The 13,145-nt window shown below is 69.4% G+C and carries 9 protein-coding genes and 1 pseudogene; 8 read left to right on the top strand and 2 right to left on the bottom strand.

The annotated features are described in order from the left end of the window. Positions 1-34 precede the first annotated feature (34 nt). Positions 35-886: a transglycosylase SLT domain-containing protein gene (locus ACQ86G_RS24370; protein ID WP_431257715.1), complete on the bottom strand. Its 852-nt coding sequence runs from the start codon at positions 884-886 to the stop codon at positions 35-37. Positions 887-1,192: 306 nt separating this feature from the next. On the opposite strand from ACQ86G_RS24370, the gene ACQ86G_RS24365 reads away from it, so the two are divergent. Then, positions 1,193-2,746, top strand: coding sequence for a UbiD family decarboxylase domain-containing protein (locus tag ACQ86G_RS24365; protein ID WP_431257714.1), 1,554 nt, complete (start codon positions 1,193-1,195; stop codon positions 2,744-2,746). 314 nt (positions 2,747-3,060) lie between these two features. Here the strand turns inward: ACQ86G_RS24365 and ACQ86G_RS24360 are convergent, their stop codons facing one another. Continuing rightward, the gene (locus ACQ86G_RS24360) at positions 3,061-3,828 is read right to left on the bottom strand and encodes a YdcF family protein (protein WP_431257713.1); all 768 of its coding nucleotides are present in this window, start codon (positions 3,826-3,828) and stop codon (positions 3,061-3,063) included. An 89-nt stretch (positions 3,829-3,917) separates the two neighbouring features. Here ACQ86G_RS24360 and ACQ86G_RS24355 point away from each other — a divergent pair, with 89 nt between their 5' ends. The 7 genes and pseudogenes from ACQ86G_RS24355 (at position 3,918) to ACQ86G_RS24325 (ending at position 13,118) form a co-directional block, all read left to right on the top strand. Continuing rightward, positions 3,918-7,952 (top strand): DUF748 domain-containing protein, encoded by a 4,035-nt coding sequence (locus ACQ86G_RS24355; protein ID WP_431257712.1) that lies wholly within the window; start codon positions 3,918-3,920, stop codon positions 7,950-7,952. Positions 7,953-8,027: 75 nt separating this feature from the next. Continuing rightward, entirely contained in the window at positions 8,028-9,890 is a 1,863-nt protein-coding gene (locus ACQ86G_RS24350) for an ATP-binding protein (protein ID WP_431257711.1), read from the top strand. A 55-nt stretch (positions 9,891-9,945) separates the two neighbouring features. Continuing rightward, a pseudogene (msrA, locus tag ACQ86G_RS24345) lies at positions 9,946-10,520 on the top strand (peptide-methionine (S)-S-oxide reductase MsrA). Then, on the top strand, positions 10,520-11,236 hold the full coding sequence (locus tag ACQ86G_RS24340; RefSeq protein ID WP_431257710.1) for an ABC transporter ATP-binding protein: 717 nt from the start codon (positions 10,520-10,522) through the stop codon (positions 11,234-11,236). The pseudogene msrA and the gene ACQ86G_RS24340 overlap by 1 nt, the downstream one beginning before the upstream one ends. Further along, positions 11,233-11,823 carry an ABC transporter permease gene (locus tag ACQ86G_RS24335; protein WP_431257709.1) on the top strand — a complete coding sequence of 197 codons (591 nt, stop codon included), beginning with the start codon at positions 11,233-11,235 and terminating at the stop codon, positions 11,821-11,823. Before ACQ86G_RS24340 ends, ACQ86G_RS24335 begins: the two co-directional genes overlap by 4 nt. Continuing rightward, entirely contained in the window at positions 11,817-12,443 is a 627-nt protein-coding gene (locus tag ACQ86G_RS24330) for an FtsX-like permease family protein (protein WP_431257708.1), read from the top strand. The genes ACQ86G_RS24335 and ACQ86G_RS24330 overlap by 7 nt, the downstream gene beginning before the upstream one ends. Positions 12,444-12,548: 105 nt before the next feature. Next, positions 12,549-13,118 (top strand): DUF3299 domain-containing protein, encoded by a 570-nt coding sequence (locus ACQ86G_RS24325; protein ID WP_431257707.1) that lies wholly within the window; start codon positions 12,549-12,551, stop codon positions 13,116-13,118. Positions 13,119-13,145 lie beyond the last annotated feature (27 nt).

The following is a 13,145-nucleotide window of genomic DNA, read 5'->3' as shown; positions in this document are numbered from 1 at the left end:
CATGAAAGGCGCGAGATCGGTGCGAATGGAACGATCAGCGCATCACGGCGGTCATCGCGACCTGTTCGCCGGTCGGGGTCGGCGCGGACGCCGGCTCACGGACCGGGCGCGGTGCCGACGGGCTGACATTGCGGCCCTGGGCGACGGCCTTCAGCAGGTCCTGCTCGGCCAGCACGCGCGAGGCGTAGCCGGTGTCGTCGGGCAGGTTGGCGGCGCCGACGTAACGGCGCAGGCCTTCCTCGAGGCTGCCGGCGCGCTGGATGCACTCCTTCAGCACCTGCACGCCGACGCGCAGGTTGGTCACGGGGTCGAAGGCGGCGAAGTTGCCGCCGAAGGCCTCGTACTTGTCGTCGTGGACGCGCGTCATGACCTGCATCAGGCCCTGGGCGCCGACGGCGCTCTGGGCGAACGGGTTGAATCCGGACTCGATCGCCATGATGGACAGGATCAGTGTCGGCTCGACGCGGGCACGCTGGCCGACGTCCCAGGCTTCCTTGACCAGGCGGCTGACCGGTTCCGGCGCGACGCGGTAGCGCCGGGCCAGGTAGTTGGCCACCAGCGCCTGCTGGCGGGTGAGCTCCTTCGGATCGACCGCGGTGGCGCGGCTGATCGCGTCGGGCTCGGCCATCAGGGCGAGCACGTCGCCGGAGGCCTCGACGCGCGCCTCGTGGCGGGCGTTGAGCCAACCCAGCACCTGGCCTTCCAGCTGCTGGCGCAGGTCGGCCTGGCTGGCGAAGACCAGCCCGACGGCGACGACCGCGAAGCCCACCAGGGCGAGCGTGTTGTGGCTGACGACCAGGAGGCCCTGGCCGATGTCCTTGACGAAAAGCACCAGGGCGGCTTGCGCCTGGCGGGGCAGGGATAGCAGGTCTGAACGCGCTGTCATGCGACTCCTTTCTCCGACCACTCCCGGTGTTTGCCTGGCGAGCCGCTCGAAGCGTCACTCGCCGGACACCCACCTGGGGGTGGTGATAATGGGCCGGCTCGGGCGTCGTCGACGGCCTGGAGGGCTCTCAGAGGGCTCCAGGCTCTTGATGCGACAGACGGGCGATCCAGCGTCCATTGGCAGCACACCGGTTTCGCGTCCCACAGCGAAGACCGGGATAACCCTGGGGGCCAGGGCAGGGCGCGATTCTATGGATCAAAAATAACCCGTCAACCGTATGGGCCTTGTTCTTAACTACTTTGAGTTATGAAGTACCGAGATCTGCGTGACTTTATGGGCGCTTTGGAGGCCATGGGCGAGCTGCGCCGCGTGGCCGAGCCGGTGTCCCCGGTGCTCGAGATGACGGCCGTGAGCGACCTGGTCCTCAAGGCGGAGGGCCCGGCGCTGCTGTTCGAGCAGCCGACCGGTTACCGCATGCCGGTGCTGGCCAACCTGTTCGGGACGCCGCGCCGGGTGGCGCTGGGCATGGGCGCCGAGTCGACCACCCAGTTGAGGGAGGTCGGCCAGCTGCTGGCGACGCTGAAGGAGCCGGAGCCGCCGCGCGGCCTGCGCGACGTGGGCAAGCTGGCGCAGATGGGCAAGGCGCTGTGGGACATGAAGCCGTCGCTGGTGAAGCGGCCGGCCTGCCAGGAGCAGGTGATCGAGGGCGAGGACGTCGACCTCAAGCGCCTGCCGATCCAGACCTGCTGGCCCGGCGACGTCGGCCCGCTGCTGACCTGGGGCCTGGTGGTGACGCGGGGGCCGCAGAAGATCGCGAACCCGCGTCTCCGCCAGAACCTCGGTATCTATAGACAGCAGCTGATCGGCAAGCGGCAGCTGATCATGCGCTGGCTGGCGCATCGCGGCGGTGCCCTGGATTTCCGCGACTTCGGGATCGCGAACCCGGGGCAGCCGTTCCCCATCGCCGTGGCGCTGGGCGCCGACCCGGCGACGACGCTGGGTGCGGTCACGCCGGTGCCGGACACGCTGTCCGAATACCAGTTCGCCGGCCTGCTGCGCGGCTCGCGGACGGAGGTCGCCGACACCAACGTCGGCGAGGCCGGCCGCATGCTGCAGGTGCCGGCGACGGCGGAGATCGTGCTCGAGGGCCACATCCCGCCCGCTGCGCCGGGCTTCACCGGCCACAGCGAGGACGGCATCCCGCTGAAGGAGAAGGGCGGTTACCTGCATGCGCTGGAAGGCCCGTACGGCGACCACACCGGCTATTACAACGAGCAGGACTGGTTCCCCGTGTTCGAGGTCAACCGGATCACCCAGCGCGACGGCGCGATCTACCACTCGACCTACACCGGCAAGCCGCCCGACGAGCCGGCGGTGCTGGGCGTGGCGCTGAACGAGGTGTTCGTCCCCATCCTGCAGAAGCAGTTCCCGGAGATCGTCGACTTCTATCTGCCGCCGGAGGGCTGCAGCTACCGGATGGCGGTGATCTCGATCAAGAAGGCCTATCCGGGACATGCCAAGCGGCTGATGTTCGGCCTGTGGAGCTACCTGCGCCAGTTCATGTACACGAAGTTCATCGTGATCGTGGACGAGGACGTGGACATCCGCAGCTGGCAGGACGTGATCTGGGCGATCACGACGCGCATGGACCCGGTGCGGGACACGACGCTGGTCGAGGGCACGCCGATCGACTACCTCGACTTCGCCTCGCCGGTCAGCGGGCTGGGCGGCAAGATGGGCCTGGACGCGACCAACAAGTGGCCGGGCGAGACCCCGCGCGAATGGGGCCGCGTGATCGAGATGCCGGCGGAGCAGAAAGCCCGCGCGGCGGATCTCTATCAGCGTTTGTTCGGGGGCTAGGAAACTACGGGGTCGAGGGGGCCGGCGCTTGAAAGGGCCGGCGCGCGGGCCTAAGGTTGTCAGGCCTTTCCGGCACTTCAACTGGCGCAGTCTCTGCGCGCCAGGAGCCCTGCGGCAATTCGCCGCGGAGCCCCAAAGGCGGCTGGTCCGCCCACCCCTTCCTCGTCCGGCACGCCCGGCGCGGAGGGGGTTTCTATTTGGGCCGTCGACATCCCCGAGCCTCAACCGCCGAAGGTCAACCGCCGAAGGTCAACCCCCGATGGTCGATCCCCGATCGTCGAGGTCCGGCGCGCGATGCGCGATGCGCGGGACGGTCAATGACCGCCGACGTAGCCCAGCCATTCGTAGCCCAGATACCGCGCCCGCGAGAGGCCTTCCTGCGAGGGCAGCAGATCGCGCCATTCGAATCCGGGCAGTGCCAGGCCGAGCGGCGCCGGGACCACCTCCACCTCCGGCGGCAGCGCCTCGCGGAAAGCGCGCAGCGCGCGGCGCATGTGCACGTCGTGCGTGACCAGCACGACGCGACGGATGGGCTGGCCGCGCAGCATCTCCGCGGTGAACTGTGCGTTCTCGCGCGTGTCGGTGGCGCGGTCTTCCTTGGCCGCCAGCGTGAAGCCGAACTCCTGCGCCGCGGTGCGTTCGGCCAGTGCGGCTTCGGTCATGCGCTCGTCCGATGCGTCGCGGGGCGTGCCACCGGTGAACATCAGCGGGATGCCGGTCTGCCGCGACAGCCAGATGCCGTAGCGCAGCCGCTCGACCGAGAAGGCCTTGAGCTGCGGGCCGCCGTATTCCGGCATCAGCTTGCGGGCGCCGCCGCCGAGCACGACGATCATGGCCTGCTGGGGCGGCACCGCCTTGAGACGCTCGACCTGGACGGCCTGCTGCGGTCCGAGCAGCCGGTCCTGCAGCCACAGCGCCCCCAGTTCGGTACTGCCGATCCAGACGGCGATCAACCCGGTCGCGAACAGCGCGCCGGAGATCCCGCGGCGGCGGTGCCGCAGCCACCAGGCGAGCAGCAGCAGCGGGAAGGCGCCGGTGGGCGGCAGCAGGAACGCTGCGACCGCATGTATCAGGTCGTTCATCGAGGGCCGGGGATCGGTGTCAGGTGTTGAGGCCCGCCAGCATAATCAGCTTCCTTGACGACTCGTCCGGGTTTCGCCGGCTGCCCTTCGTGTTCTTCTCTGCCCTTCCGGTCTGGCCGCGACGCGCGCTGCGCGTGCTCGCGGGTGTGGTGCTGTCCGTGGTCGCGCTGCTGCTGGTCGCGTGGGTGGCGCTGCCGATGTGGATCGAACGGGCGGGCGTCCGGATCGCGGCGGAACAGCTGGGGCGTCCGGTCACGCTGGGCGCCGCGAGCTTCACGCCGTGGCGGCTGGCCCTCACGCTGGACGACCTGAAGATCGCCGGGCCGAAGGCCGAGGCGCCGCCGTTGTTCGAAGTGAAACGCGTGCGCGCGGTGCTGTCGCCGCGCTCGCTGTGGCACCTGGCGCCGGTGCTGTCCTCGCTGACGGTGGAGGCGCCCCGGGTGCGGGTCGCGCTGCTGCCCGACGGCAGGACCGACCTGGACGACATCCTCGTCCGCCTGGCCGCCGCGCCCAAGGCGCCTCCGACACCCGACGACGGCCCCGCCGAGGCCGCGCTCTACAACATCGAGCTGACCGACGGCGAGTTCCGCCTGGACGATCGCACGGCCGGGATGGTTCACGAGCTCAAGGCGCTCCACCTGGGCATCCCGTTCCTGTCGACGTTGGACACGGACGTCGAGGTGAACGTGCTGCCGCGGCTGTCCGGGCGCCTGAACGGGGTCGGTTTCGAGAGCGAAGGCCAGGTGCAGCCCTTCGCCGACACGCGCAGCGCGAGCATGACGGTCAAGCTCGACGCGCTGGACCTGTCGGCATACCGCGCGTACTGGCCGAAGGAGCTGCCGATGCGGCTGGCCAAGGGCCTGGTCGATTCGCAGCTGACGCTGGATTTCAAGCAGCCCCCGAAGCAGTCGCCGGAGGTCAAGGTCAGTGGCCGGGCCTCGGTGCGGGAGCTGTCGTTGCAGCGGCGCGCGGGCGCCGGCGCAGACGGGAAAGCGGACAGCGGCTGGGAGGACTGGCTGCGCTGGCAGGCGCTGAGCGTCGAGCTGGCGGACGTGCAGCCGCTGAAGCGGCAGGTGCTGCTGGGCGCGGTGAGCCTGAAGCAGCCGGAGCTGCTGATGGGCCGTGACGCGCAAGGTCGACTCCGGCTGCCGGACATGCCGGCAACCCAGGCCGTCGCCGAGGTGCCGAAGGCCGCGTCGTCGGCTCCCGCGACAACGCCGGCCAAGGGCGCGATGCCCTGGCGCGTCGGTGTGCGGCAACTGGCGCTGGAGGGGCGCGTCGGTTGGACCGACGAGACGCTCCGTCCCGTGGCGCGGTGGAGCGTCGACGGCCTGACGGTCAAGGGCAGCGGGCTGTCGTGGCCGCTGGCCGCGAAGGCGGCACCGGTGGAGATCGCTGCCACCTTGTCGCCGGAGGGCGGGAAGACCCCGGCCGCGTTGAGCGGCAAGGGCGAGCTCGGCGCGTCGGGCATCGCGCTCGACTGGGCGCTGAAGGATCTCGCACTGGAAGCCCTTGCACCGTATCTGAAGGCGGCGACGCCGCTGTCGGTGGCGGGTCGCTTCGCGACCCAGGGCGCCGTGCGCGCGGGACCCGCGGGTGAGAACCTCAAGCTGTCGTTGAAGGCGCTCAGTCTCGACGAGGTGCAACTGGCCGATGGCAAGAAGCCGGTGCTGGCGCTGAAGCAACTGAGCCTCGATCAGGCGGAACTGGTGCTGGGCAGCCGCAAGTTGACGGCCGGGCGACTCGCGCTGGTGGCGCCCAAGGTCCAGATGGGCCGCGACAAGGCAGGGAAGTGGAGTTGGGACGCCTGGATGGGCGCTGGGACGCCGGCGCCTGTGGCGAGCGGGCAGGGGGCCGCGACCGCGAACGTCAGCGTGGCGGCGACTTCGCGCCGACGCGCGTCCGAGGGTCGCGGCGATCGCTTGACACTGGATGTTCCGGAGGTGCTCCAACGCCCTGCGTCGCCGGTGGCGGCTGGACCGACCACGCCCGCGACCACGACTCCGGCGACTGCGATGGCGCCGGCCAACGACGCCCTCTGGACGGCGCAGATCGCCGAGATCGCCGTCGAAGGCGGCGAGGCGACCCTGCTCGACCTGGCCACGCATGTGCTGGACGATGAACCGGCCCGGCCGATCGGCGTGCAGGACCTGGTGCTGAAGGTGTCGGGCATCGACTGGGACGGCCGCCAGTTGCGCAAGCCGCTGCCGGTGGAACTGGGCGCCACGCTGCGCCGGCCCGACGCCACGCGCCGCAACCTGCGCGAGGTGCCCAAGTTCCGCTGGGACGGTCAACTGGCGCTGGCGCCGTTGAAGGCCTCGGGACGACTCACCGCCGAGCACCTGCCGCTGCACTGGGTCGATCCCTACCTCGATCCGTCGATCGGCATCCACCTGCAACGCGCCGAGGGCTCGATGCGCGGCGGTTTCGAGTTCACCGCGACGCCCAAGGGACCGTCGGTGCGTGCCGGCGGCGAGCTGGTGATCTCGGATCTGCGGCTGCGCCAGGCGCGGCTGCAGGACGGCAGACGCCGTTCCGCCGAGGAGCTGCTGAGCTGGCAGGGCCTGAAGCTCGGCGGGCTGCGGGTGGCGCTGGCGCCGGGCGGCGCGCCGGACGTGAAGATCCAGCAGGCCGTGCTGGACGAGTTCTACGCGCGGCTGATCATCAACGAGCAGGGGCGCCTGAACCTGCGCGACCTGAACCAGACCGAGCAGGGTCAGGCCGTGCCCGCCGTGGCGAACACGCCGGCGGCGTCTGCGCCCGTGGCGGCGACCGTGGCTCGCGCGACGTCGGCGCCAGAACCGGCGGCCTCCGCGGCCGGCGCCCCGCCGCTGCGGATCAGCATCGCCGAGACCCGTGTCAACGGCGGCAAGGTCGATTTCAACGACCGGTTCATCAAGCCCAACTACAGCGCCAACCTCAGCGAGCTGACGGGGACGCTGGGTGCGTTCTCGGCGGGCTCGGCGGCGATGGCGCCGCTGCAGCTCAAGGGCAAGGTCGAGGGCACGGGGCTGCTGGACATCAGCGGCCAGTTGAACCCGAGCGGCGCGCCGCTGGCGCTGGACATCACCGCCAGCGCGACCGACATCGAGCTCGCGCCGCTGTCGCCCTACGCCGGCAAGTACGCGGGCTACGCGATCGAACGCGGCAAGCTGTCCACTCGGGTGCACTACCAGATCGAACCCGGCGGCCGGCTGGAGGCCGACAACAAGATCGTGCTCAACCAGCTGACCTTCGGCGAGCGGATCGACAGCCCGACGGCGACCCGGCTGCCGGTCAAGCTGGCGGTCGCGCTGCTCAAGGACAGCGACGGCGTCATCGACGTCAACCTGCCGGTCAGCGGCTCGCTGAACGATCCGGAGTTCAGCGTCGGCAGCCTGGTGGTGAAGCTGATCGTCAACCTGCTGACGAAGGCGTTGACGGCGCCGTTCTCGCTGCTGTCCGGCGGCGGCGGCGGCGCCGAGATGAGCCAGCTCGAATTCAAGCCCGGCACGGCGGCGCTTCAGCCGGAGGCGGCGAAGAAGCTGGAGCCGCTGACGAAGGTGCTGGCCGACAAGCCGGCGCTGCAGTTGAGCATCACCGGCTGGGTCGATCCCGAGGGCGAGCGCCGCGCCGCGCAGGGCGCCCGGCTGGAGGACGCGATGATTGCCGAGCGTCGCCGCGAGCTGCGGCGCGCATCGGTCACGCAGGCGGTGAACGCGCCGAACGTGGCCTTGACGGGCGCCTCGGGCGCATCCGGCGCGTCCGCTGCATCGGCGGGTGCCGATGCGGGGCTGGCGCCGGTCGTGCTCGACGATGCGCAGCGCGCACGTCTGCTCAAGGTCGTCTACGACAACGCCAAGCTGCCCAACAAGCCGCGCAACTTCATCGGGCTGTCCAAGGAAATCCCGGCGGCGCAGATGCGCGAGCTGCTGATGGACAGCTACACCGTCACCGACGAGCAGTTGCGCGAGCTGGCCCTGCAGCGCGCGGTCGCGGTGCGCGACGCGCTGCTCGAACGCGGCGTGCCCAACGCGCGCATGTTCCTGGCCTCGCCGAAGCTGCATGCGAAGGACGACGAGCGCGGCGCCGACAAGGACAAGGCCTGGGCGCCTCGCGTCGATCTGGCGCTGAGCGCACAGTAGCTTCGAATCCGGCGCTGTCGAACGGCCGTAAGATCATTTGATTCAAGTGCCGCCGTCGAGGCGGGGAACGACCAGATGGCCCGGATCAATCTTCGGAAATTCATTGCGGAGCACTACCGCGGCGGGGTCTCGGCCCGGGACGTGATCCGCGAGGCCATCACCAACTCGATCCATGCCGGAGGACGCCAGATCGCCGTGGATCTGCATTTCTCGGAGAAGAACGGCGAGTTGTTCCAGGGCACCGAAGTGCGCAGCGTGCTGGAGCAGATCACCATCGCGGACGACGGCGAAGGGTTCACGCACGAGAACCTCCAGTACTTCGACGAGATCTGCACCGGTCACAAGGACGAAATCGGCGGGAAGGGCGTGGGCCGGCTCGCGTTCCTCAAGTACGCCCGGGTGGTCCAGATCGAGAGCCAGCTTCCGGAGCGGCTGGTCCAGTTCAGCTATACGCCGGAGTTCACGCTCGAGGATGTGCGGTATGCCGATGCTGCGGGGCCGTCGCGCACGGCTATCGTCCTGCGCGACCTGAAGGAGCGGATCAACACGCAGGTCACCAAGCTGGTCAACTCCATCTGCGACGACCTGCGCCTGCTGCTCTTCCTCAAGGCGCGGCAAGGGCATCAGATTTCGGTGACCTTCCGCCATAACTCCCGGCAGCCGTTCGATGACGAGTTTGTCTTTTCGGGGAACGAGGTCAAGGCAGTGGCCGAGCACGAGTTCTCGGTCGGGGACGAGCTGTTCCGCTGCTATCTTTTCCGGGATGAACTGCCGCGCAAGGGCATTGCCGCCATGCTGTGCGCGGATGAACTCTGCATCGAGGAGTTCGTGATCAGCCGGCGCTTCGATGTCTGCCGGCATCTGATCTTCATCACCTCCAGCTACTTCAACGACCGCTCCAACATCGAGCGGCAGCGCCTGGAACTGCCGCGCACCGAAGACGACGTGGACATGATCTCGCCGATCAGTCGGGAGCGGCTGATGCCGCGCATCGAGGCCGAATGCATGCGGCTCATCCGTGGGTCCTCGAACAGCGGCATCGACGAATTCAAGTCGAACAATCTGGGGCGCCTGCGGAAGTACTACCCGTTCATCCGCCTGGAGTCGCTCGGCGGCAATGCCGCGCTGCTGGACGCGGACGAGATCGTCAAGGCGTATCGCGCGCAGCAGGCGCGGCGCGAGGACCAGGTGGTCGAGGCCCTGGAAAGCGGGCGCGAAGTGTCCCTGGACGATGTCTCCCACTTGGCCAGCGAAGACCTGGCCCGGTTCATCGTCCACCGGGCCCTGGTGATCGATTCCCTGGCCAATCTGCCGCACGACTGCGTGGAGGAGGTGGTCCACAACGCGATCCTTCCGAAGCGGAGCGACGGTGCGAATCTGCGGGAGAACAACGTCTGGCTGGTGGACGACAAGTTCCTCTCCTACTCGAGCATCCACAGCGATGAGCGGCTCCAGCAGATCCTCGAAGAGGTCGGACACGGCCTCGAGGGCAAGCTGCAACGGCGCCCCGACGTCGCGGCCTTCTTCTCCAAGGACACCGACGACCAGCCCAATAAGCTGGTGATCATCGAATTCAAGAAGCCGGCGGCGGACATCTTCGAGAACAACAAGTCGCTGCTGCAATGCCGGCTCTATGCGAGCGCCCTGGCGGATCGCATCCCCACGGTGAGGGAAGTCTTCGCGTTCTCGATCGTCGAGGTGGATGACGAGTTCTACCGGGACTTGAAGCAGACCGGATTCAAGGATGTCTTCTCCCTGTCCGAGCGGGTGGTCTACAACGATTTCCTGATCGGGCAATCCAGCGATGTGCCCCTCCATCTGTATGTGACGCCGGCCTCGTCCCTCATCCGCGACGCCAAGGCACGGAACCGGGTGTTCGAGGAAGTCCTCCAGTTCGACCTCGTCCAGCAGCAGGCGGGTGCGGCGGGCGAGGCTTGAGGAATACGCCGCAGACGCCATGTAGGGCGATCGACCCATGAGCCAAGGATCCATCATGACCACCACCCCGAACCCCGTCCAACTCCAGCCCGGCGAGGACCTCATTACCCTCGGCGGCGGCTGCTTCTGGTGCACCGAGGCGGTGTTCCTGCGCGTCAAGGGGTCCTCGGCGTGGAGTCCGGCTACACCAACGGGCCGCTCGCCAGCCCCAACTACGAGCAGGTCTGCTCCGGCAGCACCGGGCATTCCGAGGTCGTGCGCGTGCGCTTCGATACGAAGGTCGTCAGCCTGGAGGACCTGCTGCAGGTCTTCTTCACCATCCACGATCCGACGACGCTGAACCGGCAGGGGGCCGACGTCGGCACCCAGTACCGCTCCGGCATCTACTACACGCGGCCCGAGCAGCTCGGCGTGATCCGGCAGGTGGTCGACGAGGCCCAGCGCGCCCACGGCGGCAAGGTCGTCACCGAGATCCAGCCCGAAGACAACTACTGGCCCGCCGAGGCGTATCACCAGGACTACTTCGCCAATCATCCGGAGCAGGGCTATTGCGCCTTCGTCGTCGCGCCCAAGGTCGACAAGTTCGCCAAGAAGTTCAAGGAACTGCTGAAGGACGAGGCGGCCGGTTGATGGTCGTTCTCGAGGGGCTGCGTTACCGCCATGGCGGTGAAGGTCGGACGACGGGCGGCGACAGCGCGTCCGTCGCCGGTCTGCAGTTCCCGGACTTCGCGTTGCCTGCCGATGGACACCTGCTGCTGCGCGGTGCGTCCGGCAGCGGCAAGAGCACGCTGCTCGCGCTGATGGCGGGCCTGCTGACGCCGTCGGGCGGGCGGCTGACGGTGGACGGCGTCGAGATCGGCGCGCTCGCGCCCGCGGCGCGCGACGCGTGGCGTGGCGCGCACCTCGGCTTCGTGCCGCAGCGGTTGCATCTCAGCCCTTCGCTCAGCGTGCGCGACAACCTGTCGCTGCCTTACGTGGCGGCCGGCCTGGCGCCGGATCCCGCGCGCATCCAGGCCCTGCTCGACGAGCTCGGCATCGGCGAGCTCCAGGACCGCCGTCCGCATGCGCTCAGCCAGGGGCAGGCGCAGCGGGTGGCGCTCGCGCGGGCGCTGCTGCGGTCGCCGCGCATCGTCCTCGCCGACGAGCCCACGGCCAACCTCGACGACGAGGCCTGCGATGCCACGCTGGCGTTGCTGCGCCGCGCGGCCACCGTGCATGGCGTGTGCCTGATCATCGCCTCGCACGACGCACGGATCGAGGCGTCGTGGGCCGATTGGCCGGCGCTGCATCGACTGCGACTCCCCGGTCGGAATGCCGTCCTGACCTCGACGACCTCGACCTCATGAGCCGCGCGCCGCTGAACCTGCCTCGCCTGGCGTGGCGCTACCTCTGGGCGCGTCCGATGCTGACGGCGCTCAACCTGATGCTGCTGAGCCTCGGCCTGGCGGCGATCGGCTTCGTCGTCCTCGTCAGCGAGCAGATGGAGCAGGGGCTGCGACGCGATCTTGGCGGCATCGACCTGGTCGTCGGCGCGAAGGGCAGCCCGATGCAGATCCTGCTGGCCGGCGTGTTCCACCTCGACCAGTCGACCGGGAACATCCCGCTGGCCACCGTGTCGCAGCTGCGCACGCAGCCGCTGGTGGCGCAGGCGGTGCCGATCTCGCTCGGCGACAGCTTCCAGGGCTTCCGCATCGTCGGCACGACCGCCGACTATCTGGGGCTCTATCAACTCTCGCTGGCTCGAGGTGCGTCGTGGAAGGCGCCGATGCAGGCCGTGCTCGGCGCGGAGGTGGCGGGCCGTTCCGGCCTGAAGCCCGGCGACCGATTCCACGGCACGCATGGCCTCGCGTCCGGCGGCGACGAGCACGAGCAGGCCTACGAGGTCACCGGCGTGCTGGCGCCGACGGGGGCGTCGTCGATCGGCTCGTGCTGACGGATCTCGCTTCCGTCTGGGAAGCGCATGTGGCGCACGGGCATGGAGAGGCCGCGCATGACGACGAGGCTTCGCTCGAGGTCAGCATGGTGCTGGTCCGCTACCGCAGCCCGCTGGCCGCGGTGATGCTGCCGCGCTGGGTGAACGCGCAGCCGGGGCTGCAGGCCTCGGTGCCGGCGCTGGAGACGGCGCGGCTGCTGAGCATGGTCGGCGTGGGCGTCGACGTGCTGCGCGGCTTCGGCGGCGTGCTGCTGCTGGCGGCGGCCTTGTCGGTGCTGGTGGCGCTGCTGCACGCGGTGCGCGAGCGCCAGGGCGATCTCGCGATGCTGCGGATGCTCGGCGCCGCGCCGAGGCGCGTCGCTGCGCTGATCGCGATGGAGGCGCTGATGCTGGCGGGACTCGCCACGCTGCTCGCGCTGGGCCTGGCCCATGCGCTGACGGCGGGGCTGGGCGCGGTGCTGGCGCAGCAGCAGTCGGTGCGGATCTCCGGCTCCTGGGTGTCCGGCTGGGAAGCGCTGGTGCCGGCGCTGGCGCTCGGCCTGGCCCTGATCGCCGCCGCGTGGCCGGCGTGGCGCGGCTACCGGCTCGACGTGACCGAACTGCTCCAGACCCCGCGCTGAACGCGACGCGCCCGGACCTTGCTCCGGACGGTCATCGAGCCGGTGCACAATGGCGAGCTTCACGCGGTCCTCAGATCGCATTCACGCCGCCGCCCCGCCGCCCCGATGCCCACTCGCGCCACCACCGATGCAACACCCGCCCGCCGGGTCGCGCTCGCGCTCGTGACGATCGTCATGGCAGGCGCTGCGGGTGTGGCGTTCGCGCAGGCCACGACCTCGGCGGCGCCGTCCCCCACGTCGGGTGCCGCGATGCCGATGGGCTCCGGCCCCGGTTATCACGACCCGCGCAGCCCGTTCAAGCCGCTGCAGGAGGTCGAGGGCGTCGTCAGCTGGAAGCTGCTGTCCTCGGTCACCGTGAAGGCGGACAAGAGCAAGGTCATCCCGAGCTTCCCGTCCGGCGTGCTGGCGCTGAACCAGCGCACGGTGAAGGTCCAGGGTTTCATGATGCCGCTGGAGCCGGGCGACAAGCAGAGCCACTTCCTGCTGTCGTCGGTGCCGACGAGCTGCTCGTTCTGCGTGCCGGCCGGACCGGAAGGCCTGGTCGAGGTTCGCAGCAAGACCCCGGTGCGCTACACGCTGGACGTCGTGACGGTGGAAGGTCAGTTGGCCGTCCTCAACGACGATCCCTACGGCATGTTCTATCGCGTGACGGACGCCGTCCGCGCGACGCGCTGACCGCGCGGACACCGACCGATCCCGATG

The organism is Roseateles chitinivorans, from assembly GCF_050632145.1.
Lineage (GTDB): Bacteria > Pseudomonadota > Gammaproteobacteria > Burkholderiales > Burkholderiaceae_C > Roseateles > Roseateles chitinivorans_B.
This window is presented reverse-complemented; position numbering and strand designations above follow the sequence as displayed.

Coding starts and splice junctions, on each gene's coding strand:
- ACQ86G_RS24325 (WP_431257707.1), top strand. CDS start 12,549: ATGCCCACTCGCGCCACCACCGATGCAACACCCGCCCGCCGGGTCGCG.
- ACQ86G_RS24370 (WP_431257715.1), bottom strand. CDS start 886: ATGACAGCGCGTTCAGACCTGCTATCCCTGCCCCGCCAGGCGCAAGCC.
- ACQ86G_RS24365 (WP_431257714.1), top strand. CDS start 1,193: ATGAAGTACCGAGATCTGCGTGACTTTATGGGCGCTTTGGAGGCCATG.
- ACQ86G_RS24335 (WP_431257709.1), top strand. CDS start 11,233: ATGAGCCGCGCGCCGCTGAACCTGCCTCGCCTGGCGTGGCGCTACCTC.
- ACQ86G_RS24340 (WP_431257710.1), top strand. CDS start 10,520: ATGGTCGTTCTCGAGGGGCTGCGTTACCGCCATGGCGGTGAAGGTCGG.
- ACQ86G_RS24350 (WP_431257711.1), top strand. CDS start 8,028: ATGGCCCGGATCAATCTTCGGAAATTCATTGCGGAGCACTACCGCGGC.
- ACQ86G_RS24360 (WP_431257713.1), bottom strand. CDS start 3,828: ATGAACGACCTGATACATGCGGTCGCAGCGTTCCTGCTGCCGCCCACC.